This window comes from Candidatus Zixiibacteriota bacterium (assembly GCA_017999435.1).
GTDB lineage: Bacteria > Zixibacteria > MSB-5A5 > GN15 > FEB-12 > JAGNLV01.
In genome coordinates this window covers 25,556-48,243 of sequence record JAGNLV010000004.1, presented here as the reverse complement: position 1 = coordinate 48,243, position 22,688 = coordinate 25,556, and the positions used below count along the sequence as shown (strand labels likewise).

At 65.2% G+C, this 22,688-nt stretch carries 19 protein-coding genes; 16 read left to right on the top strand and 3 right to left on the bottom strand.

Annotated elements, in window-relative coordinates; translation table 11 throughout:
• The first annotated feature begins 81 nt into the window (after positions 1–81).
• The 3 genes from KA261_10590 to KA261_10580 all read left to right on the top strand — a co-directional run bounded on the left by KA261_10590 (position 82) and on the right by KA261_10580 (position 4,817).
• Positions 82–366, top strand: a complete 285-nt coding sequence (locus KA261_10590) for an integration host factor subunit beta (protein MBP7698246.1) — start codon at positions 82–84, stop codon at positions 364–366.
• A gap of 208 nt (positions 367–574) precedes the next feature.
• Positions 575–3,481: a T9SS type A sorting domain-containing protein gene (locus KA261_10585; GenBank protein MBP7698245.1), complete on the top strand. Its 2,907-nt coding sequence runs from the start codon at positions 575–577 to the stop codon at positions 3,479–3,481.
• A gap of 94 nt (positions 3,482–3,575) precedes the next feature.
• Positions 3,576–4,817 carry a hypothetical protein gene (locus tag KA261_10580; GenBank protein MBP7698244.1) on the top strand — a complete coding sequence of 414 codons (1,242 nt, stop codon included), beginning with the start codon at positions 3,576–3,578 and terminating at the stop codon, positions 4,815–4,817.
• A 145-nt stretch (positions 4,818–4,962) separates the two neighbouring features.
• Here the strand turns inward: KA261_10580 and KA261_10575 are convergent, their stop codons facing one another.
• From KA261_10575 to purD, 3 genes are all read right to left on the bottom strand, one after another.
• Entirely contained in the window at positions 4,963–5,871 is a 909-nt protein-coding gene (locus KA261_10575) for a tetratricopeptide repeat protein (protein ID MBP7698243.1), read from the bottom strand.
• A 78-nt stretch (positions 5,872–5,949) separates the two neighbouring features.
• The gene (purE, locus tag KA261_10570; GenBank protein ID MBP7698242.1) at positions 5,950–6,396 is read right to left on the bottom strand and encodes a 5-(carboxyamino)imidazole ribonucleotide mutase; all 447 of its coding nucleotides are present in this window, start codon (positions 6,394–6,396) and stop codon (positions 5,950–5,952) included.
• Between the two features lie 3 nt (positions 6,397–6,399).
• On the bottom strand, positions 6,400–7,680 hold the full coding sequence (gene purD, locus KA261_10565; GenBank protein MBP7698241.1) for a phosphoribosylamine--glycine ligase: 1,281 nt from the start codon (positions 7,678–7,680) through the stop codon (positions 6,400–6,402).
• A 279-nt stretch (positions 7,681–7,959) separates the two neighbouring features.
• Between purD and KA261_10560 the strand changes: the two genes are divergently transcribed.
• From KA261_10560 to KA261_10500, 13 genes are all read left to right on the top strand, one after another.
• Positions 7,960–8,673 carry a hypothetical protein gene (locus KA261_10560; GenBank protein ID MBP7698240.1) on the top strand — a complete coding sequence of 238 codons (714 nt, stop codon included), beginning with the start codon at positions 7,960–7,962 and terminating at the stop codon, positions 8,671–8,673.
• 76 nt (positions 8,674–8,749) lie between these two features.
• A complete protein-coding gene (locus KA261_10555; protein ID MBP7698239.1) occupies positions 8,750–10,099 on the top strand; it encodes a sigma-54-dependent Fis family transcriptional regulator in 1,350 nt (449 codons plus the stop codon).
• A gap of 221 nt (positions 10,100–10,320) precedes the next feature.
• Positions 10,321–11,178, top strand: a complete 858-nt coding sequence (locus KA261_10550) for an HmuY family protein (protein ID MBP7698238.1) — start codon at positions 10,321–10,323, stop codon at positions 11,176–11,178.
• A gap of 53 nt (positions 11,179–11,231) precedes the next feature.
• Positions 11,232–12,824, top strand: a complete 1,593-nt coding sequence (locus KA261_10545) for a DUF4384 domain-containing protein (GenBank protein MBP7698237.1) — start codon at positions 11,232–11,234, stop codon at positions 12,822–12,824.
• 66 nt (positions 12,825–12,890) lie between these two features.
• On the top strand, positions 12,891–13,295 hold the full coding sequence (locus KA261_10540) for a hypothetical protein (GenBank protein ID MBP7698236.1): 405 nt from the start codon (positions 12,891–12,893) through the stop codon (positions 13,293–13,295).
• Positions 13,296–13,513: 218 nt separating this feature from the next.
• Positions 13,514–14,572 (top strand): heat-inducible transcription repressor HrcA, encoded by a 1,059-nt coding sequence (gene hrcA / locus KA261_10535; protein MBP7698235.1) that lies wholly within the window; start codon positions 13,514–13,516, stop codon positions 14,570–14,572.
• Complete coding sequence (locus KA261_10530; GenBank protein MBP7698234.1) at positions 14,565–15,197, top strand: nucleotide exchange factor GrpE; 633 nt, start codon at positions 14,565–14,567, stop codon at positions 15,195–15,197. Before hrcA ends, KA261_10530 begins: the two co-directional genes overlap by 8 nt.
• Before the next feature lie 31 nt (positions 15,198–15,228).
• Entirely contained in the window at positions 15,229–17,151 is a 1,923-nt protein-coding gene (gene dnaK, locus KA261_10525; GenBank protein ID MBP7698233.1) for a molecular chaperone DnaK, read from the top strand.
• An 11-nt stretch (positions 17,152–17,162) separates the two neighbouring features.
• Positions 17,163–18,335: a molecular chaperone DnaJ gene (dnaJ, locus tag KA261_10520; protein MBP7698232.1), complete on the top strand. Its 1,173-nt coding sequence runs from the start codon at positions 17,163–17,165 to the stop codon at positions 18,333–18,335.
• A gap of 13 nt (positions 18,336–18,348) precedes the next feature.
• On the top strand, positions 18,349–19,230 hold the full coding sequence (locus KA261_10515) for a 50S ribosomal protein L11 methyltransferase (GenBank protein MBP7698231.1): 882 nt from the start codon (positions 18,349–18,351) through the stop codon (positions 19,228–19,230).
• A gap of 3 nt (positions 19,231–19,233) precedes the next feature.
• Entirely contained in the window at positions 19,234–19,992 is a 759-nt protein-coding gene (locus KA261_10510; protein MBP7698230.1) for a 16S rRNA (uracil(1498)-N(3))-methyltransferase, read from the top strand.
• A 27-nt stretch (positions 19,993–20,019) separates the two neighbouring features.
• Positions 20,020–20,802, top strand: a complete 783-nt coding sequence (locus tag KA261_10505) for a prepilin peptidase (protein MBP7698229.1) — start codon at positions 20,020–20,022, stop codon at positions 20,800–20,802.
• Between the two features lie 36 nt (positions 20,803–20,838).
• Positions 20,839–22,677: a PAS domain S-box protein gene (locus tag KA261_10500; protein ID MBP7698228.1), complete on the top strand. Its 1,839-nt coding sequence runs from the start codon at positions 20,839–20,841 to the stop codon at positions 22,675–22,677.
• The last annotated feature ends 11 nt before the right edge of the window (positions 22,678–22,688 follow it).

Below are 22,688 nucleotides of genomic sequence, written 5' to 3'. Positions count from 1 at the left end.
TTATCGGCCCCGGGGACGGAGAAGGACTGGACCGAAACAGAGAATAACACGAATGCATAAACCTGGTCGAGGGAGAACGCTGTGACGAAAGCTGATTTGGTTGAGCGGGTTGCTGAGAAGACCGGTCTGACCAGAACGGACGTCGCCGTTGTCGTTGATTCGTTTCTCGACACCGTCAAGAAATCGCTCGAGACGGGACACAACATCGAGATTCGCGGTTTCGGCACGTTTAAGGTCAAATTACGGAAGGCTCGGAAGGCCCGGAACCCACGGACCGGCGACGTTGTGCCGGTGCCGGACCGCAAGGTCCCGGTGTTCAAGCCGTCCAATGAGTTTAAAAACATGATCACCAAGTTGGAGATCTGAACCACGCACCAGTGATTTTGGAGGATCAATGCCCAGCGGCAAGAAGCGGAAACGGCTCAAAATCAAGACGCACAAGCGCAAAAAGCGCAGACGTGCCAATCGCCATAAGAAGAAAATCAGATAGGTTGTGTTGATTGCTGGGCGGGGCGGCAGGATTGCCTGCCGGCCCGAAGGCCTCCAAGTTACTTCGTTGCTGCGGACAACACGGATGTTGCGCTGCCTCGACACGATCCGTCCAGCCAACGATGCGGCGATTCGAGCCCGCCACCCGTGGCGGGCTCTTTTCATTCGCACGGCGTTCAGCGCGGCTCTCCTGTGCGCCCGGCCGGCTGCGGCCGGCGAGCTGAGCGACCTGCGCGTCAACGACGACGCCGGGTCGGCCATTCAGGCCGACCCCCGGGTGGCCGTCGCAGCCAACGGCACCTTTGCGGTGGTCTGGTCGGACCGCCGCCTCGGGGCCAACGGCGACATCTTCATCCAGTGTTTCGACAGCGCCGGGGCGCGGCTGGGCGGCAACCGCCGCGTGAGCGACGACCCGGTCGGGTCGGCCAAAGCGCAGCCGGCAGTGGCGGCCGATTACGCCGGGCGCTTTGTCGTCGCCTGGCTGGACTACCGCGGCGGATTTCCCATCGACCCCCAGGTGTACCTGCAGCGGTTCAGCGGGGCCGGGACGCCGCTCGGCGGGAACGTGCGGATCACCGACACGATCGCTATCCGCCAGGCGCCCGATCTGGCGTTCTCCTCATGGGGCGGGGTGCTCGTCTGGGGCGAGTACTCCGGCGGGCACTGGGGAATTCTCGGCAAGCGCATCGATACGGCCGGGAATGTCACCGGGCCGCTGTGGCGGGCGAACACCGTGCTCGACAGCGCGCGCCACGCACCGCGGGTCGCCTGCTCGCCGCGGGGATGGTTCGTGGTGGCCTGGCAGGATAAGCGGTTCGGACACCACGACATCTTCGTGCAGCGATTCGACGCGGCCGGCCAGCGCGTGGGGCCAAACGTGAAAGTCAACGCCGACGCCGGGTCCGCGGAGCAGACGGCCCCCGACGTAGCGGCCGACGGCGCGGGCCGGTTCACGGTCGTCTGGACCGACTACCGCAACGGAACGGGCAATCCGGATATCTACGCGGCCCGCTTCGACACCACCATGACGCCGCTCACCGCCAACCTCCGGCTCAACTCCGTCGGGACGAACCCGGTGCAGCGCGGCGCCGCGATCGGTGCCGACCGGATGGGCAACACGGTGATCGTGTGGGGGGATTCGACCACCTCGGGGTGGGACGTGATCGGGCAGATGGTCGATGCCGACGGCGTGGTGCGGGAAGCGAATTTCGCCGGAAGCACAGCCACGGCGGGGAATCAGTACAATCCCGATGCGGCGGCCGACGGCGCCTACCGCTATGTGGTGTGGACGGACCAGCGCGAGGACGTCGCTTGGGACATTTTCGCCTCGGTCAAGCGGTACAACAGCCCGGGACTGACCGTCACGCCGCTCGACCTGGCATTCGACATGCGCGTGGGCGGACCGATACCGCCGGCCCAGACGATCGCCCTGGACCACCGGGGGTACAACGCTCTCGATTTCGAGGTGGTGTCGCACAGCCGGTGGCTGACCGTGGCGCCGCTCGGCGGAACGACGCCGGATTCGGTCGCCGTGGCGATCGCCTCCGACACCCTTCCCAACGGCGTCTACCTCGGGTACGTGCGCTTTCGCGCGCCGATGGCGAGCGACTCGGCGATCGACGCGGCCGTGCGGCTCGAGGTCCGCTCGGCCCGGTTGAGCGTCTCCGTCGACACCATCCGGGCACTGGCCCCGGAGGGATACGACACCGTGCTCCACGAGGCCTTCACGATCGCCAATGACGGCCCGGGGGCGATGACGTGGACGGCGGCGGAGAGCGCGCCCTGGCTGGGCCTCGGATCAACCGGCGGGTCGGCCCCCTCGGTCGTGGTCGCGGCTATCGACGCCCGCGCCCTGGCCGCCGGAACCTACGCTGCGGAAATCGTCATAGATGCCGGTGCCGCCGAGAATTCTCCCGCTACGGTGGCCGTGGTGCTGGAGGTCCGCGATGACCTGCCGGTGCTGGCCGTGGCCCCGCCGGCGATTGCGACGACCGTGGCCGACCCGGCCGATTTCGATACCGCTTTCACCGTCGCCAACGCTGGCGGGGGAAGCCTGATCTGGAGCGTCTCCGGCGGCGCAGCCTGGCTCGAGGCGGAGCCCGCCGCCGGCGTGGGGCCGGGGACGGTCCGGCTGACGGCCAACGCGGGGCAGCTCGCACCGGGAGCCAACACGGCGGTGCTGACCGTGAATGCGCCGGGCTCGTATACCGACTCGGCGTCCGTTGGCGTCTCGTTGACGTGGGCGCCGCTGCGCACCGACACAATTGTAGTCGAGCCGGCGACCGTCAGGCCGGGCCAGTCGGGTGTGACCTCGATCCGGGCACGCATCCACAACCGGCTGGCGGCGCTCGTTCTGCCGCTGCAGTGTTCGCCCGGACTGATTTCGTTCGATTCCCTGCAATTCGGGGAGGGACTGCCCTACTTTCTCGACCGCTATTACCGGATTGAACCGGCCGCTTCGGCGATCGTCGTGCAACTGGTCCGTACGACCAGCGACACGGCCCTGGCGCCGGGCGAGTACCTTCTGGCCCGCATCTACTTCACCGCCGATAGCGTGACCGGAATCGTCTCGCTGCGGGCGCTGGACAGCGACTCGCTCTCGCCGGTGGTGGTGACCGACGAGGGGGACACAAAGTTTCCCGTGGTGCAGGCGGGGCGGGTGGCGCTGGAGAGCCCGGGGGGGGTCGGCGAGGAGGGGGAGCGGGAGGCGGCGGGCGCGGTCGGGCTGTCGCAGAACTTCCCCAATCCGTTCAACTCCGGCACGACACTGTCGTTTACGGTGCCGAAGACCTCGCCGGTCCGGCTCGAGGTGTTCAATGTGCTCGGGCGACGGGTGGCGGTTCTGGCCGAGGGGGTGCACACCCCCGGCGTCTACCGCGTTCACTGGGCGGGAAAGGACGAGCAGGGGGGAGAGGCCCCCTCGGGTGTCTATTTCTACCGCCTGGAGACGGCGGACACAGCGCTGGTGGCCAAGATGATCCTGGTCAAATAGGGGTTCAAATTCGGCCTCGGGCTAAACCTTTTCCCGGCAATCTCGTAAACGCAGATAAAGACAGCGGTCACCGGAAAGGTGTCGGAGGACAGACATGAACGGCATTCGCTTGATCCTCGCCGTGGCGACCGGAGCGCTCCTGGCGGCGTGTGCGCACGCCGCAGGCGGCGACCGCATCTACGCGAGGGTGGTAACGGTCGATGGCGACGAGTACGAGGGATTGATTCGCTGGGACAAAAACGAGGCCTCCTGGGCGGATATGCTCGACGGCATCCGAAGCTCCGAAAAGGGCGGCGACGACAGCGACCGCACGACGCGGGGCAAGACCGAGCGGCGGATCAAGATTTTCGGATTCACCGTCGGCACCGAATCGGACTCCTGGTGGTCCCCCTCCGCCCAGTGCGGCGTGCGCTTCGGCCACCTCCGGCGGTTGCAGCCCCTGGGCGACGATCGGGCGCTTTTGGAATTCAAGTCGGGCCAGAGAGTCGAACTGTCCGGAGGTTCGACTGATCTGGGAGACGGCGTGCGGGAGATTGTGGTCGAGGATCCCGGCGAAGGCGAAGTGCACCTCGTCTGGGGGGATATCGAGGAAGTCATTTTCCAGCTCACCGACAAAGACAGCGAGTCGGTCTTTGGAGAACGGCTGTATGGGACCCTGACCACGCGGCGGGGGGAAACGTTCACCGGGTTCATCGCCTGGGATGTCGACGAGGTCTTCGGGCAGGATGTGCTGGACGGCGAGGAAGGGGACCGGTCGCGGAAGATCCAGTTCGCCAAGATCAAGACGATCGAGCGCTACTCGTCGAGCGGGGCCACCGTGTCTCTCGTCTCCGGCAGCGACGAGCTCGTGCTGCGGGGGACCAACGATGTGAACGACGACAACCGCGGAATCATTGTCGCCGACCCGTCATTCGGGCAGGTGATCGTGGGCTGGGATGAATTCGAGCGGGTCGAGTTCAGCCGTCCGAACGAGGACCGCGCATCGTATGACGCGTTTGACGGCGGCCGGCCGCTCTCCGGCAAAGTGGCCACAGAAGACGGCAAGACCTACACGGGCCGGATCCGGTGGGACGACGACGAGTCGCACACCTGGGAGATTCTCGACGGCGACAGCCAGGACATCCAGTTCGACATCGAATTCGGAGCCATAAAACGGATCGAGAAGCGCACCAACCGATCGTCCATGGTCACGCTGTGGGACGGCCGGGAGTTCCGGCTCCGGGGCTCCAACGACGTCGACAGCGACAACAAGGGGATCTTCGTAACGCAGGGCGACGGGGAGACGGTGGAAGTGGCGTGGGAAGATTTTGCGTCGGTCGAGTTCGACCGGCGTTAGCGGCGGCAAGTTCGGTGCAATCGGAATGAAGGGAAGACGGCGGGTTCGCAGGAGAACCCGCCGTTTGCATTGCGGAGGCACAAGAAAGCCCGGTCCGGGGGGACCGGGCTGTTCGCCATGAGAAACTTCTCACCGCACGTGCGGGCTATTGCATGTTCGAGGCCTGATCCTTCGCTTCCTTCAGCGCCTTCAACGTCTCGCGGGCGCCGGCGACCTGCTTGGCGGCCTTGGGGTTGTTCTTGTAGCTCTGGATGAAGGACTCCCAGGCGACGGTGGCCGCTTCGTAGTCCTCCGGATCTTCCGACTGCACGGCGATGGCATAGTTGTAGGCGGCACGGTAAGCCTGGGTATCGCCGGTCGCGGCGGCCTTCTTGAAATGCCCGGCGGCCAGCCCGTATTTCTCCTTGGACAGGTAGTAATTGCCGAGGGCGGAGTGCGAGTAGTAGAAGTCATCCTTCAGTTGAATCGACTTCTCATACGCGGCCACCGCCTCGGTGGGCTTGCTCTGCCCCTCGTAGGCCTTGCCGAGATAGTACCAGGAGAGGTAATCGCCGCCGCCCAACTGGTGGGCCTTCTCGAGGCTGGCGGCCGCCTCGGCGGCCATGTCGCGCTGGCTGAAAGTCTTGCCGAGGTCGATGAAGTTTTGGACCTTGTTCGGTTCCAGGTCGGCCGCTTTCTGGAAGGCCGTGGTGGCCTCGACCCACTGCTTAAGCGTGTAGTGGACCTTGCCGAGGTTTGACCAGGCCTCGGCCCGTTTGGGGTCGCGCTCGGTCGCGGTCTGGAAGGCGGTGAGGGCTTCCTGGTAGGCCTGCTTGTCGAAATAGATGGCGCCGAGGTTCATCGCCGGGTCGGCGTAAGCCGGATCTTCCTGAATAGCCAGTTTGTAATTGACGATCGCCTCGTCGACATTGCCCGCCTGCATGGCCTTGACGCCGGCGTTGAACGCTTCTTTGGCTTTGGCGGCGTCGGCCGCGGCGGGGGGTGCGGCGGCGAGCCCGATCACGAGCGCTAGGCCGAGGAGGGCGAGCAGACGAATTCGATTACGGTTGTTCATAGGTCTCCCTTCAGTCTTCCACTATCCAATGTCCAATTTGTTATTTGTACCAGTTCCCAGCCGATTCGTTCAGGGTTTTCACAGCGCGGCGCGGTGCTTGCGCAGAGCATCGCGGACACCCGGGTGCCGGAGCGCAAGAATGCGGGCGGCCAGCACGGCGGCGTTTTTCGCCCCGGGGGCGCCGATGGCGACGGCGGCCACCGGAATGCCGGGCGGCATCTGCACGATCGAGAGAAGTGAGTCCAGTCCGCCGAGCGCCGCGGGCAGCGGCACGCCGATGACCGGAAGGTTGGAGTGGGCGGCAGCTACGCCCGGCAGAGCGGCCGCGAGACCAGCCATGGCGACGATCACCTCGTACCCGTTCGCCTCGGCTTCCGCCGCCAGACGGGCAGTCTTGTCCGGATGCCGATGGGCGGACGAGACCTCGATGGCGGCGTCGATGCCGAGCGCGGCGAGCTGTTCCCGGCACGTGTCGGCGAATTCCTGGTCGGATTTCGAACCAATGAGGATGAGTACTTTGGGCATGCATCATCTCCGCGCAGTTTTGAGCACTCGAGCCCCGATATCGCGCCGAAAGAAAGCGCCGTCGAAACGAATCTTGTGCACCGACCGGTAGGCCCGGGCGAGCGCCTGGCTAAGCGTCCTGTCAACCGCCACGACATTCAGCACCCGCCCGCCGGCCGTCAGCAGTAGGTTCCCTTTTAGGGTTGTCGCGGCATGGAAAACGAACGTCTGACTGTCGTCGATCTCCTGCAGACCGGTGATGCGTTTGCCGGCGTGGTAGCTCCCCGGGTAGCCCTTCGAGGCCATGACGACGCAGGCGGCGGATTCCGGGCGCCAGTCAAGCCGCCCGACCGAGGCCAGCTTGCCTCCGGTAACAGCGAGAAGAAGATCCAGCAGATCGTTTTTTAACAGCGGCAGGACAACTTGGGTTTCGGGGTCGCCGAATCGGCAGTTGAATTCAAGCACTTTTGGTCCGGTTTCGGTGATCATGAGACCGATATACAGCACGCCGCGGTAGGTGATCCCTTCCTGCTGGAGGCCCTTGATCGTGGGAGTGAGGATGAAGTCGGTGATCTGCTCCAGCATCTCTTTGTCGATCAATGTGGTAGGGCTGTATGCGCCCATCCCGCCGGTATTGGGCCCGCGGTCTCCGTCAAATGCCTGCTTGTGGTCCTGACTGGACAGAAGGGGGACGACCGTCTTCCCATCGGTAAGGCACATGAGCGACACTTCCTGACCTTTCAGGCAGGACTCGACAATGACCTGGTCGCCGGCCTTGCCCAGAGAACGCTCCAGCATGAGTCTCTCCAGAGCGTGGGTGGCGGCCTTGAGGTTGTCGACGACGAAGACGCCCTTGCCGGCCGCCAAGCCGTCGGCCTTGATGACCACCGGGAACTCCACGCTGCGGCAGAAGCCGATGGCTTCGGCGGCCGTGGAGAACACGCGGAAGGCAGCGGTGGGAATGTGGTATTTGCGCATGAACTGCTTGGCAAACACCTTGCTGGCTTCGATGCGGGCGCCTTTGCGGTCGGGGCCGAAGACTTTGAGGCGGCGCTTCTGGAATTCGTCGACCAGCCCGCCGGCGAGGGGATCTTCCGGTCCGACCACGGTGAGGGCGATTTTGTTGCGGAGGGCGAAGTCGGCGAGGCCGCGGGTATCGGTGGGTTTGAGGCTGATACACTTGGCCAACTGGGCAATCCCGGCGTTGCCGGGCGCGCAGAAGATCTTGTCGATTTTCTTGGACTTGCTCAGCTTCCAGACAAGAGCATGTTCCCGCCCGCCGGAACCAATCACCAGAACCTTCATAGCTCTCCTTCGAGCATGTCGTCAAATAAACCAGAACCTGAATTATAGGAGAATATCCCCCGAATTCAAGCGCTTTTTTCTCCCGACGCGCGGTCGCGGGAACGGGGGCGCGGCCCGCGCCGCAGAATGCGGGGGCGCCACATAATCTGTTGACAAAGGATAGCCCCGAATGTTTATTGCCCGAAATTACGGCGGCCGGTCTTTGTCTTGAACAGCGACCGGCGCGCGAACCGTCTTTGTTTGACTAGGAGTTCGTTTACACATATTCGGGGATTGCGAATGACAAAGACATTTCTATCGGTGTTGGCCGCGGCCCTGCTGCTGGGCAGCGCGACGGTGTGCGCGCAGGAGGAGGTCGTCTCCCGGGACATTCTGGAGATCAGTCTGTACGGCGGCTTGGCCGTTCCGGTCGGCGGTATCGCGGATTTCGCCACCGGGATGGGGCTGCCGCTTCAGCAGGCGGATGCCGACAAGCTGTACGACCGCGGAGCCAAAACCGGCTGGGACATCGCCATTGATCTCGGGTACTACGTGACGCCGCGGTTGACGGCCGGCGTCAACTTCCGGTACACGGAGTTCGGGATTGACTCGGACCTCGACGGGTCGCAGGCGCACCGGCTGTTCAATCCGAACCTGTACGCCAAGTATGCGTTTGAGGGCGAGTCCTATTTTGTGCCCTTCGTGAAATGCTGGGTGGGAATGGAGAACGCGAAATTCAGCACCGCCGTTCTGAACCGGAGCGCCATCCCGGGCCAGCAGCGGATCTTCCGCGAACTATCGTATCATCCCGCGGTGGCGATCGGCGCCTCGCTCGGCCTCTTCTACTACACGGCCGACTATAGCGGCCTGTTCCTGGAAGCCGGGTACCACTACGCGATGACCGACGACGCCGTGGGGACCTACCTGGGGGCGGACGACTACGTGTTCGGTGAGAACGCGGGCGTTTTCACCCTCAACGCCGGCGTGAAGATGATCATCGGTTCCGGGGACTGATGCGAACTTAAGCACGACAAGCCCGTCGGTCACCGGCGGGCTTTTTTATTCCGGCCGCGGGAGGCCCGGGGCAAACATGGCGGACACAAAACTCCTCATTGTCGACGACGAGGCGGTGCAGCGCGACCTGCTCTGTGGATATCTGGCCAAGCACGGGTTCGCCGTCTATCCCTGCGAGAACGGCGCGCAGGCGCTCGATGCGTACCACGAGGTGTTCGCGCCGGTGGCCCTGGTGGACATGAAGATGCCGGGCATGGACGGGATCACGCTGCTGGGCAGGTTGCGCGAGATCAACCCGTTTCTCCAGGTGATCATGCTGACGGCGTTCGGGTCGGTAGAGACGGCGGTGGCGGCGATGAAGGCCGGGGCCTTCGACTACCTCACCAAACCGGTCGAGGATCTCGATGAACTGCTGATCAAGCTGCAGAAGGCGGAGGCGCAGAACCGCCTGGTGGTCGACCGCCAGGCCATGGCGCAGCGGCTGGCGGAGGTGTTTCCCCGGACCGAGATTATCGGGGAATCGCCGGCCATGCAGCAGGTCCGGCGCATGATCTCGCTGGTGGCGCCGAAAGACGCCACCGTGCTCATCACGGGGGCTTCGGGAACCGGCAAGGAGCTGGTGGCCCAGGCGATCCACGCCCTCTCGGGGCGGGCCGAGCAGCGGCTCGTGGCGATCAACTGCGCCGCCTTCCCGGAGACGCTGCTGGAATCGGAGCTCTTCGGGTACGAGAAGGGAGCGTTCACCGGCGCCGACCGGGCAAAGCAGGGACGGTTCGAGCTGGCCGACGGCGGAACCCTCTTCCTCGACGAAATCGGGGAGATGCCGCTGTCGATGCAGGTGAAACTGCTCCGGGTGCTGGAGGCCAAGGTGATCCAGCGGCTCGGGTCGGTGAAAGAAATTCCGCTGGATATCCGCATCGTGGCGGCCACCAACCGCGACCTCGCCGCCACGGTGGCCGCCGGGACGTTTCGCGAGGATTTGTACTATCGGCTCAACGTGATCACCATTCACGTGCCGCCGCTCCGCGAGCGGCCGGGAGATATCCTTCTACTCGCCGACACCTTCGTGCGGCGGTTTGCGCAGAAGATCGGGCGGGACGTGAAGGGGATCGAGCCGGAGGCGGCGCGCCTGCTCACCTCGTACGCGTGGCCCGGGAATGTCCGCGAGCTGCAGAACGTGCTGGAGCGGGCCGTGGTTGTCTGCGACCGCGACCGCATCTCGCCGGAGGACCTCTCGGGGCTGGAAAAGGCGCCCGCGGCCGAGGCCTCGGAAGAAGTGCTGCCGCTGTCGGAGGTGGAGCGGCGCCACATCCAGCGGTGCCTGGAGACGCGCGCGTGGAATATCACCCTGTGCGCGGAACTCCTGGGAATCCACCGGAATACGCTGCGGGCGAAAATAAAGGAATACGGGCTCACGCAGGGCTAGGCGCCAACCGTCAAATCTACCGCTTCCCGGCTGCAGCGACTCCCCGACAATTTCTGTGCTTCCCGGCGCGCGACCGCACAATTTTTGTGCATCGCGGACCGCTCCGGATTCCCTGTTATGTGTATAAGAAATTGATTAGCAATGAGATGCACCGATTGGCACGGCTTTTGATGAATAGTCGTGTGAAGGTAACGAAAACCAGTATGGCAGGAGTTTGGGATATGAAGAAGGCGTTGACATTCGGCGGTCTGATTCTGGTACTGATGGCCCTGGCCGGCTGCGAGGATGACGATCCGGTGTACGATCCGATTCCGCAGCCCCCGCAGGGAGTGTTCTCCATTACCGGCGACGGATGGGTTGATCTCTGGTGGATGTATCCCTACGATCGGGATATCAAGGAGTTCCTCGTCTACCGGGCTGAGGCGCCGATGGACGAACCGCCCGAAGAGTACACGCTGCAGTTTCGCGTGCCGGCCGTGGATAACCCGGAACTGAACCTGGTCTGGGACTCGACGCGGGACAACTCGGTGGACAACGGGAAAACGTACTGGTATGCGCTGGCGACCGTGGACCACGCGGGCCGGGTTTCGGATTTGTCGGCCGAGCCGGTTTTTGACACGCCCCGGCCGGAGGGCGTGGTGACGCTGCGGGACTACGCGCTCGATGTAAACAACGCCGGTTTTGACTTCAACGGCAAGAACGTGGTGTCGGCCGGAAGCCCCTCGGCCGACGTCTGGATTGACTCTTTTGACGGTATCCTCTATCTGAATGCGGGCGACACCCTCGGCACGCGCTACACGGACATTCAGGACATGGGGTTCACGGGGAGTTGGGATGTGATCGGCTGGGCGCCGACCGACGGCTGGTCGAACCTCGGCTGGGCGGAGATCATCATTGGACACACCTACATCATCTGGACGGATGACGAGCATTTCGCCAAGCTGCGGGTGATCAGCGTGGATGGGGTCACGGGGACGGTGATGTTCCAGTGGGCATGGCAGCCGCAGGTGAACAACCCGGAGTTGATTGCGCCCCACGGCGGAGCGACGGAGATGACGGCGGGACGTCCCGCCATGTAATAGACTGAGTGAGAACACGAATCGGAAAGAGGTGATAGACGATGTTGCGGCAGGTGACCAGACTGACAGTGATGGCGCTCGCGGCGCTGGCCCTGGCGGCGCCGGCAGCGCTGTCGCAGCAGCAGAGCATCGTACGCGTCGACCGCGACGATACCTACGACTATGGGTATGAGTACGGGGACCAGGCGCAGATCGACCGCTACCTCGGGGTCGAGATCTGGCCGAACCATCACGACGGCGAGTACTATGAGGGGGATCGGATCGTGCTGAATTTCCGGGCCAACCGGGACGCCTTTGTGGCGATCTACAGCATCGACTCGCGGGGACGGGTGAACCTCCTGTTCCCGGCCGGGCCGAACGAGGACAACTTCGTCCAAGGGGGGGTGACACACCGGCTGCCCGCGTCCCAGGCCGACTATGACCTCGTGGTCTCGGGTCCCGAGGGAGTCGAGAATATCCAGATTGTCGCGTCGCGCGAGCCGTTCCCTATCCCCGACTGGTACCCGGTGTCGGGCATCATGGCGGAAGGGGACGACCGCATGGCGTACATGGATTATCTGAATGACCGGTATTTCGTGGGCTACGGCGGGCAGCGCTTCGCCTACGACCGCACGGCCATTCACGTCAACGAGTGGGAGGAGTACTATTTCCAGCCGGTTTACTACCCCGTGTACCATCCGTGGACGCTGGCGGGCAACGTCTATATCGACTACCCGTTCGGCGCGACCGTGTACATCAACGGCATTTACTGGGGCTGCACGCCGCTGTACCTGCCGCGGGTGTACGTCGGATGGCACACGATCACCGTCATCGACCACTGGGGGTACTGCTGGGAGTCGGATATCCATGTGTCGCGCTACCACACGCTGGTGCTCGACCATCACCATATCCGCCCGGCGCCCCACGTGAAGTCGAAGTACCGCGAAGTGGTGGTGGCCGGCTACCGTGACCCGGTGAAGAACGGTTACCCGGATTATGTCGCGCGGACCAAGCAGATCGCGAGCGCCAAGGGTGTGCGTACAGAAGAGGTGGCCGTGCAGCGGCCGTCGGGCGAACGCACAGTGGAGAAGGTGGCGATCGGTCCGAAGACGCACGTGCGGGGGGCGACCAATTTGGTCAAGACCGACCGCGGGTTCGAAACGGCCGGGCTCGTCCCGGATTGGGCGGAGTCGTCCTACAGCCGGTCTTCCAAGAAGTTCACCGCCGGCTCCGAGGGGCGCAGCACCAAGCCGTCGGACGGCTACCAGGGGCCCGGGAGCGGGTATGCCTCAGGCAAGCGGGACGTGGTAGTCGGCAAGGACGGGCAGACGGAGAGCAAGAATCAGGGCGGAGCCGTCACGCAGGAACGCGAGCGCACCAGCTCCGAATACTACCAGCGGAAGTCCGGTTCGGATGCGGGCCGCTCCGGCTTTAAGGAAAATGCGCAGCGGCGCGAGGTCGAAGTGAACCAGGGCCGATCCAAAGGATCGAGCGGGTCGCGACCCTCGTACAAGCCGTCCGACGGCGGCTCCTCCAAGGGGAAGGGCGCAACCGTCGCCCCGCCGAGCAAACCTTCGGGCGGATCAAGTCCCTCCGGAAAGAGTTCGGGCGGCAGCGGGACAGTGAAGAGCGGGGGCGGCGGAGGCAAAGGAAAAGGCGGCCGGTAAAAGGCAGACTGACGGAGACTCCCCGGGGCTTCTACCCCGGGGAGTCGACCGGAGGGAGTTGAGAAAATGATCAAGCGGATATTCATTTCCCTGGTGTGCGCCGGTCTCCTCTTCTCGCTCGGCGGAAACGCCGGGGCGGTCGAGAAGAAGAGCAAGGACGACAAGGCCAAGACCGAGACGAAGGCCGGTGCGGTGAAGAAGGACGCTCCCGTCAAAAAAGATCCGGCGGCGGCGAAGAAGCCGGCGACCAAGCAGTTCGACACCTTCGTCGATGAAAATGGAAATGGGATCGATGACCGCCGGGAGAACCTGAAGAACAAGGCGGTGGCGGAATCGCAGGCCGCCAGAGCGAAGGCGCAGTCGGTCTCGGCCAAACAAGCGGAGAGCAAGAAAGCGGACGGTTCGAAGAAGGCGGACTCAGTCAAGAAGGTCGAGCCGAAGAAGGCCACGGACAAGAAGGACGGGAAGTAGTAATCGGGCAGTGAAGTGAGGGGACCGAAGATGGAGCCGGACGAACAGCCCGGCTTTCTTTTTTGGGGGCCGGTTCGGGGCGAGTTGAACGTGAGAAGTTGTGATCGCCGGAATCATTTGGGCTTGACTTGCGTTATAAATCGTATACATTTGTTAGCGGTCTGACAGGTATGCTGCCAAAATGGCAGGAGCCCCCGGTGGGTAAACACTAAGCTGTTATGGCATTTGAGAATTTAACAGAGCGCGAAAAGCAGGTTCTGTCGAATCTGATCGAGCACTACATCCGTTCGGCAGATCCGGTCGGGTCGCGGGTGATCGCCCACAAGTTCCGGATGGGAGTGTCTTCGGCGACGATCCGCAACACGCTTCAGGATCTTGAGGAGCTGGGGCTGGTGCGTCAGCCGCACACCTCGGCCGGGCGAATCCCCACCGACCTGGGGTACCGGGTGTACGTGGACTACCTCCTGAAGCCGGAGGATCTCACGGAGTCGGAGAAGGAGCGGATCAAGGATGTGATCGTGAGCCACGGACGGGGGTTGGATGATATCCTGGGGCAGACCTGCCGGGTGCTGAGCGATATCACCAATCAGCTCGGAGTGTCGATCGCGCCGCGCTTTGACCGGGGGGTGTTGCGCCGGATCGAGTTGATTTCGCTGTCGCAGGGTCGGATCATGGCGGTCGTGGTGGTCGAATCGGGGCTGGCCCGCAGCGTGATTGTCGAGGTCGAAACGAGCATCGACGAAGCCTCGCTCCGCGAGGTGGAGCAGGTGCTCAACGAGCGGCTCGCCGGGCTGTCGCTGGGGGAGATTCGCACCACGATCAGCAAGCGGCTGGCCGACCACACCGGGTCGGGGCGCCTGGTCAAGCTCATCATCGATTCGCGGGACCGCATCTGGGCGGATGATCCGGCGGGGGCGATCCACCTCGCCGGAGTCGAGCGGCTGCTCAGCCAGCCCGAATTCTCCGAGATCGACCGCATCACGCGCATTGTCCGCCTGCTCGAGGACAACCGTACGCTCAAGGAGTTTCTCAGCAGCGCCTACGAAGAAGGGCTGTTCATCACCATCGGGCGGGAGAACAAGTTTGATGAGATTCTGAACTGCTCCCTGGTGACGTCGTCATACAAAGTCGGGAGTATTGCCGGGACCATCGGCATAATCGGGCCGACGCGCATGGAGTACGGGAAGCTGGTGTCGATCGTCGACTACACGGCGCGCGCGATCACCGAGGTGCTCTCGGGCATGAGCAGCAAAGAGGGAGAATCGAAGGATGCGTAAGAAGGATATCGAGCCGGAAGACCCGGTGGCGCCGGGAGGGCAGCCGTGCGAAAGTGTCGAGCGCAGCGGATCAGGGGAGGCGCCTCCGGCGGCCGGCGTAGAAAACGGCGACGCCGAACCGGGCCCGCCGCCAGGGGAGATCCCGGAAGAGGAGCAGCTCCGGCGACGGATCGCCGAGCTGGAGGACCGCCTGCTGCGGACGGCGGCCGATTTCGACAACTACCGCAAACGGCAGGCGCGCCAGTACGACGAACTGGTGAAGACGGCCGCCGACCGCGTCCTGTCGGACCTCCTCGACATCGTGGACAATTTCCGCCGGGCGCTCGACGCGGCCGCCGGCGAGGGGAACATGGACGCCTACCGGCAGGGCACGGAACTGATCTACGGTCAGATGACCGAGCTGTTGGCGCGCTACGACGTCACACCGATCGAGGCGGTGGGGCGGCCGTTCGACCCCAACGTGCACGAGGCGCTCCTGCGGGTGCCGTCGGCCGAGCACCCGGCGGGGACCGTCGCGGTGGAAGTGAGCCGGGGCTACCGGCGGGGGGAGCGGGTGCTGCGGTACGCGAAAGTGGGCGTCAGCACGGGAGCGCCGGAGGCGCCCGACGAAGGGAAAGAGAATTGAGTGAGATAGTGAGGGAAGGAGTTTTGGCAGCATGGGCAAAGTAATCGGCATCGACCTGGGAACGACCAATTCGGTGGTCGCGGTCCTCGAGGGCCACGAGCCGGCAGTCATCCCCAACCAGGAAGGGTCTCGCATCACCCCGTCGGTGGTGGCCTTCACCCGCGACGGCGAGCGGCTGGTGGGCGCGCCGGCGAAACGCCAGGCGGTCACCAATCCGGAGAACACGATCTCGTCGATCAAGCGCTTCATGGGCCGCCGGATCAGCGAGGTGCAGTCGGAAGAGAAGCTGGTGCCGTACAAGATCGTCGCCAGCGCCGAAGGCATGGTGCAGGTGGAGGCAGCCGGCAGCCGCTACACGCCGCCGGAGATCTCGGCGATGATCCTTCGGTCGCTCAAGCAGGCGGCGGAGAACTACCTCGGCCACGAGGTCACGCAGGCGGTGATCACCGTGCCGGCCTATTTCAACGATTCGCAGCGGCAGGCGACCAAGGATGCGGGCAGGATCGCCGGGCTGGAGGTCCTGCGCATCATCAACGAGCCGACCGCGGCCTCGCTCGCCTACGGGCTCCAGAAGAACAAGAACCAGAAGATTGCGGTCTACGACCTGGGCGGCGGCACCTTCGACATCTCGATCCTTGAGATCGGCGACGGGGTGTTCGAGGTGCGCGCCACCAACGGCGACACCCACCTGGGCGGCGACGATTTCGACCAGGCCGTGATCGACTGGCTGGCCGACGAGTTCCGCCGGCAAAACGGAATCGACCTGCGCAAGGACCGCATGGCTCTCCAGCGGCTGAAAGAGGCGGCCGAGAAGGCGAAGATCGAGCTCTCGTCGACCATGCAGACGAACATCAACCTGCCGTTCATCACGGCCGACCAGAACGGCCCGAAGCACCTCGACCTGACGCTGTCGCGGGCGAAGCTTGAGCAGTTGACCGACCAGCTCACGCAGCGGACGGTCGAACCGTGCCGGCGGGCGGTGCAGGACGCCAAGCTCTCGTTCTCGGACATCGACGAAGTGATCCTCGTCGGGGGGATGACGCGCATGCCGCGCATCGTGGCGCTCGTGAAGGAGCTTTTCGGGCGCGAGCCGCACAAGGGCGTCAACCCCGACGAAGTGGTGGCGCTCGGGGCCGCGATCCAGGGCGGAATTCTCGGCGGCGAGATGAGCGAGAAGGACATCGTCCTGCTCGACGTCACGCCGCTCTCGCTCGGAATCGAGACCCTCGGCGGCGTCATGACCCGGCTGATCGAGCGGAACACGACGATTCCGACGAGCAAGGCGCAGATCTTCTCGACCGCCGAGGATAGCCAGACCGCCGTGTCGATCCATGTCCTGCAGGGCGAGCGGCCCATGGCGCAGGACAACCGCACGCTCGGCCGATTCGACCTGGTCGGCATCCCGCCGGCCCCGCGCGGAATCCCGCAGATCGAGGTAAAGTTTGACATCGACGCCAACGGCATCGTCCACGTGAGCGCCAAGGACCGGGCGACGGGCAAGGAGCAGTCGATCCGAATCGAGGCCTCGTCGGGACTCTCCGAACAGGAGATCGACCGGATGGTCAAGGATGCCGAGCGGTTTGCGGCCGACGACAAACGGCGCGAGGAGCTGATCAAGGCCCGCAACGAGGCCGACCAGCTGGCCTACTCGACCGAGAAGACCCTCAAGGAGGCGGGGGACAAGATCTCCGCCGAGGAGCGGAGCCGGGTCGAGAGCGCGATCAGGAAACTGCGCGAGGCGATTCCGCGCGAGTCGCTCCAGGACATCACGAGCGCGAAGGACGAGCTCATTGCGGCGTCGCACAAGCTGGCCGAGGAAATGTACCGCCAGGCGCAGAGCCAGGGATCGCCGGGCGGCGCCCCGGCGGGCGAGGCCCCGGCGGGCGGCGCCCCCGGCGGCGAGGGTGCGGTCGACGCCGACTTTGAGGTCGTTGACGACGACAAGAAGAAGTAGACGCAGCCCGGATGAACAAACGAGACTACTACGAGGTGCTGGCGGTCGACCGCGGCGCCACCGAAGAGCAGATCAAGTCCGCCTATCGCAAGCTGGCGTTGAAGTACCACCCGGACCGCAACCCCGGGAATCAGGAGGCGGAGGAGAAGTTCAAGGAGGCGACCGAGGCGTACGAGGTGCTGAAGGATCCGCGGAAACGGCAGACCTACGATCAGTTCGGGCACGCCGGGGTGGGCGCCGGCGGACCGGGGTTCGGCGGATTCGGCGGCGGATTCGAGGGGTTCGACCTCGGCGACGCGCTCCGGGCGTTCATGCGCGACTTCGGCGGCAGCGGCTCGATCTTCGATGATCTCTTCGGCATGGGCATGGGGAGCGGGACGCGCCAGCGGCGCACCGTGCGCGGCGAAGATCTGCGGGTGCGGATCCCGCTGGCACTGGAAGAAATCAACACGGGGCTGGAAAAATCGATCCGCGTCAAGCGGCTGGTCACCTGCGACGCGTGCGACGGGACCGGCGTGGCGGCCGGATCGTCAAAGAAAACCTGCCCGCAGTGCAAAGGACGGGGGCAGGTGCGCACCGTCACGCGCACGTTCCTCGGCACGGTCCAGCAGGTGTCGACCTGCAGCATGTGCCGGGGGTCGGGGGAGATCATCGCCGATCCGTGTCCGAGCTGCGGCGGCGAGGGGCGGGTGCGCGGCGAGAGCACCGTCAAAATCAACATCCCGGCGGGCGTGGCGAGCGGAAACTACCTCGCGGTCGAGGGGATGGGGAACGCCGCGCCGGCCGGCGGCCCGCCCGGAGATCTCATCGCCGTGTTCGACGAGCAGGAGCACGAGACGTTCGAGCGCCACGGCGACAACGTGGTCATGGAGCTGCCGGTGTCGTTCGCGACCGCGGCCCTCGGCGGAACGGTCGAGGTGCCGACGCTTGACGGGTCGGCCAAGCTGAAAGTCCCGCCGGGCACACAGCCGGGGAAAGTGCTGAAACTGAAGGGGAAGGGGATCCCCCATCTGCACACCGGCGGCCGCGGCGACCAACTCGTGCGCATCCATGTCTGGGTCCCGACCAGGCTCGAGGCGCGCGAGCGGGAGATGCTCGAACAACTCGCGCGGTGTGAATCGTTCAAAGCGCCCCAGGGCGGGAAATCGTTCCTGTCGAAACTGCGCGAGACACTCGGAGTGTAACGGAGGCGCGCCTATGGCGGCAACTTCGCCGGAATCGATCTACGAAATTCGCGTGCGGGTCCCGCGCGCTCAGGTCGACGCATTGTCGGATTTCATCGTCGAACGAATCAGCGCCGGACTGGTGCTCGAGGAGGAGGAAGGGTCCCCGGAAACACGGGTGCTGTTCTACGCCAACCCCGAGGCGGTGGCGGCGCAGATGGCGATGGTCAGGGGGTATGTCGTGCAGCTGCTTGGCGCGGACGTCGACCCGGGGCGGCTGGTCACGGCCACCGAAATCAGGAACCGGGCGTGGGAAGAGGAATACCGGCGCTCAGTGCAGCCGGTGGTGATCGGCGACATCGTCATCCGACCGCCCTGGGCACCGGCGCCGATCGCCACCCCCTACGACATCGTCATCGAGCCGAAAATGGCGTTCGGGACCGGGACCCACGAGACAACCCGGTCCTGTCTGAGGATCATCCGGCAGCATCTCCAGCCGGGAGGGCGTGTCCTCGACCTGGGCTGCGGGTCGGGAATCCTGTCGATCCTCGCCGACAAAATGGGTGCCGGCTACATCAAGGCGATTGACTATGACGTGACGGCGATCGACAACTGCCGCGAGAATTTCCGGCGCAACGCGGTGGCGGCCCCGCACGACATTCTCTTCGGCTCCATCGGGAAATGCCGGGGCGACCGTCCCTACGACCTGGCCGTCGCCAACATCATCAAGAGCACGATTCTGGAGATGCTCCCGCGGCTGGTCGAGTTGACCGGCCGGCCGGGACACCTGGTGCTCTCCGGGCTGCTCGAACAGGATGTTCCGGAGGTGGCGGCTGGCCTCGACCGCCTGGGCGCGGCCGACCGGGCGGTGCTCCCGGACAACGAGTGGCGCACGATCACCATCACGTTTGCCTGAACCATGCCGACCCCGCTCCCCATCTTCTACGCTCCCCCTGAGGACCTCTCCGGAGACGCGGTTGTGCTCCGGGGGGATGAGGCGCACCATGCCCTGCGCGTCCTGCGCCTGGGCATCGGGGACCGCCTGCTGGTGATCGACGGTCTCGGCGCCGCGCGGCGGGGGGAGATCGTCGAGGCGGGAGCGCGGGGGGCGACGGTGACCGTGCGAGTCCGCGACACGATCCGCAATTTCGGGGAGCCGGCCGTGCGGCTGACGCTGGCGGCCGGGCTGTCGGCGGGGGCGAAGTTCGACGCCGTGGTCCAGAGAGGAACCGAGCTGGGCGTGCAGCGGTTCGTGCCGATTCTCGGGGAGAAATCCAAGGTCAGGATGGAGGACGCCGGGCGGGCGGCGGCCCGGGTGCGCCGCCTGGAGAAGGTGGCCCTGGCGGCCGTCAAGCAATGCCGCCGTTCCTATCGCCCGGAGATTGCCCTGCCGACCGGCCTCGAGTCGTTCCTCGCGTACACCGACCCCGAGGCCCTGAACCTCGTGTTTCACGCCGCGCCGGGGGGAAAGCCGCTCTCGGCCCAGGCGATCCCGCCGGGCGTGTCAAGGGTCTCGCTGCTGGTGGGTCCGGAGGCGGGGTTTTCCGAGGCCGAGGCGGGGCGGGCGATCGCGGCCGGCTACGCGCCGATCAGTCTCGGCCCGCGCATCCTTCGGAGCGAGACAGCCGGTCCGGTGGTCTGCGCGCTGGTCATGCACGCGCTCGGCGAGTTGAGTTAGCGCCCGATCCGCCGATACAGAGAGTGTATGAATACACTCATTCTCATCTGGATCGGCGCGGTCGGGTTGGCGATCGGCTCGTTTCTCAACGTCGTCATCTACCGGCTGCCGCTGAAGAAGCGGTTCGGCCTCGGGCGGTCGATCTGTCCGAAGTGCGGGACGCAGCTGCGGTGGTACCACAACATTCCGCTGGCCAGCTGGGCCGCTCTGCGGGGGAAGTGTGCATTCTGCCGGCAGCCGATTTCGTGGCGGTACCCGCTGGTGGAGCTGATGACGGCCGGGGCGTACGTGTACTTCTGGGCCTACCTCGGGTTCAGCCCCATGTTCTTTGTCTGGGCGGCACTCGTCTCGGCCCTCATCGTGATCATCTTCGTGGATCTCGACCACCAGATCATTCCCGATTCGATCACGCTGTCGGGCATGGCGGCGGGGCTGGCGGCGTCGTTTCTACCGAACGGGCTCGGCATCGTGCAGTCACTCATCGGTCTCGTCGTGGGTGGAGGATCGCTCTACCTGATCGCGGTGCTGGGGGAGGCGCTGTTCCGCAAAGAGGCGATGGGCGGCGGGGACATCAAGATGGCGGCGATGCTGGGGGCCTTCCTCGGATGGCAGAAAGTGCTCCTGGTGTTTCTCGCGGCGGCCGTGATCGGCCTGGTCGTGGGCGTCATCGCCATGCTGATCTCATCGAAGATGCGCCGCGACCGGATGATTCCCTTCGGGCCGTACCTGGCGGTGGCCGCCGTGATCAGCGGCCTCTACGGCGACCGCATCATCGGGTTCTACCTGACCCGGATCGTCGGCCTCAACTGACCCGGGTGGGGGCAGGCGGAAGGGATCGAACGCGGTATGAGGCCCGGCCGGCACAAGTTCCAGACCGAGGTGCAACTGGGCATTCTCGCCCTGGTCTTCCTGCTTTTGTTTCTGAATTTCACGTCCAATTTTCTCCTTTACGCCGCGCGCTCGAGCAAACGGGCGGCGGTGGCGGCGCACCTGGCCGAGGCGGGGCAGGCGGTCCTCCGGCTGATGGCTGAGCGGGGGGCCGAGGGCGCGACCGGGGAAGGGCAGTCGGAAATCATGCGCCGGTTCCGTCTCGAGAGCCTGTGGATCCTGCCGGCGGCGCCCGAGAGCCGGGCGGTCGAGGACCGGCGGCGCTGGCTCGCGGCGGTGGCCGACCGGTTTCCCCCGGACCGGGTGCCGGGAATTGTGCGGCAGGTCGTCGCCGGAAAACCGGGCCGGCTCAATCGCGGGGAAGGCGCGGAGTATTTCCTTCTCCAGGCGGCGCCGGGACCCGGGGGGGCGAAGCTGCTCCTGGTCTCCCGCCGCGAGCCGGAACTGGCCCGCCTCGATGACGTCTACCGGCTGGCGCTGGTCATGTCGCTCATTGCGCTGGTGGCCACCGCCGCGGTGTATGTGATTCTCGCACGGCTCATCTTTGCGCCCTTCCGGAAGGCCAAGGAAGAGGCGCGCACGGCCGGCCGGACGGTGGACGAGAGCGATGACGATGTCGAGGTGCTGCTCAACGACTACCGGCGGATGATCGCGGAGCTGCGCGAGAAAGAGCGGGAACTGCTTCGCCTCAACCTCGAGATCAGCCGGCGGGCCGGCTCGCTCGAGCAGTTCAACCGGTACCTGCTGGCCTCGATGCCATCGGGGATTGTCACGGTCGACCGGGCGGGCAGGATCCAGACGATCAATGCGGCGGCGGAGCGGATTCTCGGCCTGCGGGAAGGCGAGGCGCGCGGGCGGTTCCACGCGGAGCTGATGCCCCGGGAACTGGCAGAGGCTATCGCGGGGCCGCTTGTCGACGAAGCGGGCGGGGAGTATCGGGAGGTGACGCCGGCGGGGCTGCCGGATACACCGGTGCTGGGGATTGCGGCCTCGACGGTGTGGGACGGAGAAGGGGAGCCGATCGGCGCGGCGCTGCTGATCAATGACGCGACCGAGATCACTCAGTTGCGGGAACAGCTCGAACGGCGGTTGCGGCTGGCGGCGCTCGGCGAAATGTCGGGCGGGCTTGCGCACCAGTTGCGCAACTCGCTGGGGGCGATCGCCGGCTACCTGAACCTTCTGAAGCGGCGGCTGGGCAAGCGGGGGGTGGAGGAACCGGCGGTGGCGGAGCTCGCGGACGAGGCGGCGCAGGCCGAATCGCTCGTGCGGCGGTTCCTGGAATTCGCCCGCCCGCTGCAGGCGGATCTCCAGGCGGTCCCGCTGCGCGACCTGATCGGCCAGGCGGCGGCGAGTTTTGCCACGCGGGAAGCGTATCCGCGGGTCGAAATTGCGGTGGGCGAAATCCCCGAGGTCGTGATTCCCGCCGATCCGCTCCTCTTGCGCCAGGCGCTTCTCAACCTGATCGAGAACGCAGCCAACGCCTACTCCGGGGCGGCCGGGAAAATCGAGATCGACGCGGCGGCGGGGAACGGGGAAACGGCTATCCGGGTCCGCGACCGCGCTTGCGGGATCGCCCCGGAGAATGTGGCGAAGATCTTCACGCCGTTCTATTCCTCGCGCCCCTCGGGCACCGGGCTGGGGCTGGCCCTCGTCAGCAAGATTGTCGACCTGCACAAGGGGCGGATCGAGGTGGATTCGCGGGTGGGCCGGGGGAGCACGTTTACGATCACCCTGCCGGTCGGCGCGCCGCAGCCCGCCGCCGCCGAAGGGCCGGCGGAGATGCGGGTACGGGGGTAAGGAATCCGGGG

Excerpts from the sequence above, each read along its gene's own strand:
- KA261_10540 (MBP7698236.1), top strand. The coding sequence starts at position 12,891 with ATGATCAAGCGGATATTCATTTCCCTGGTGTGCGCCGGTCTCCTCTTC.
- KA261_10530 (MBP7698234.1), top strand. The coding sequence starts at position 14,565 with ATGCGTAAGAAGGATATCGAGCCGGAAGACCCGGTGGCGCCGGGAGGG.
- KA261_10585 (MBP7698245.1), top strand. The coding sequence starts at position 575 with ATGTTGCGCTGCCTCGACACGATCCGTCCAGCCAACGATGCGGCGATT.
- KA261_10505 (MBP7698229.1), top strand. The coding sequence starts at position 20,020 with ATGAATACACTCATTCTCATCTGGATCGGCGCGGTCGGGTTGGCGATC.
- dnaJ (MBP7698232.1), top strand. The coding sequence starts at position 17,163 with ATGAACAAACGAGACTACTACGAGGTGCTGGCGGTCGACCGCGGCGCC.
- KA261_10560 (MBP7698240.1), top strand. The coding sequence starts at position 7,960 with ATGACAAAGACATTTCTATCGGTGTTGGCCGCGGCCCTGCTGCTGGGC.
- KA261_10500 (MBP7698228.1), top strand. The coding sequence starts at position 20,839 with ATGAGGCCCGGCCGGCACAAGTTCCAGACCGAGGTGCAACTGGGCATT.
- hrcA (MBP7698235.1), top strand. The coding sequence starts at position 13,514 with ATGGCATTTGAGAATTTAACAGAGCGCGAAAAGCAGGTTCTGTCGAAT.
- purE (MBP7698242.1), bottom strand. The coding sequence starts at position 6,396 with ATGCCCAAAGTACTCATCCTCATTGGTTCGAAATCCGACCAGGAATTC.
- KA261_10555 (MBP7698239.1), top strand. The coding sequence starts at position 8,750 with ATGGCGGACACAAAACTCCTCATTGTCGACGACGAGGCGGTGCAGCGC.
- KA261_10550 (MBP7698238.1), top strand. The coding sequence starts at position 10,321 with ATGAAGAAGGCGTTGACATTCGGCGGTCTGATTCTGGTACTGATGGCC.
- dnaK (MBP7698233.1), top strand. The coding sequence starts at position 15,229 with ATGGGCAAAGTAATCGGCATCGACCTGGGAACGACCAATTCGGTGGTC.
- KA261_10510 (MBP7698230.1), top strand. The coding sequence starts at position 19,234 with ATGCCGACCCCGCTCCCCATCTTCTACGCTCCCCCTGAGGACCTCTCC.
- KA261_10580 (MBP7698244.1), top strand. The coding sequence starts at position 3,576 with ATGAACGGCATTCGCTTGATCCTCGCCGTGGCGACCGGAGCGCTCCTG.
- KA261_10515 (MBP7698231.1), top strand. The coding sequence starts at position 18,349 with ATGGCGGCAACTTCGCCGGAATCGATCTACGAAATTCGCGTGCGGGTC.
- purD (MBP7698241.1), bottom strand. The coding sequence starts at position 7,680 with ATGAAGGTTCTGGTGATTGGTTCCGGCGGGCGGGAACATGCTCTTGTC.
- KA261_10575 (MBP7698243.1), bottom strand. The coding sequence starts at position 5,871 with ATGAACAACCGTAATCGAATTCGTCTGCTCGCCCTCCTCGGCCTAGCG.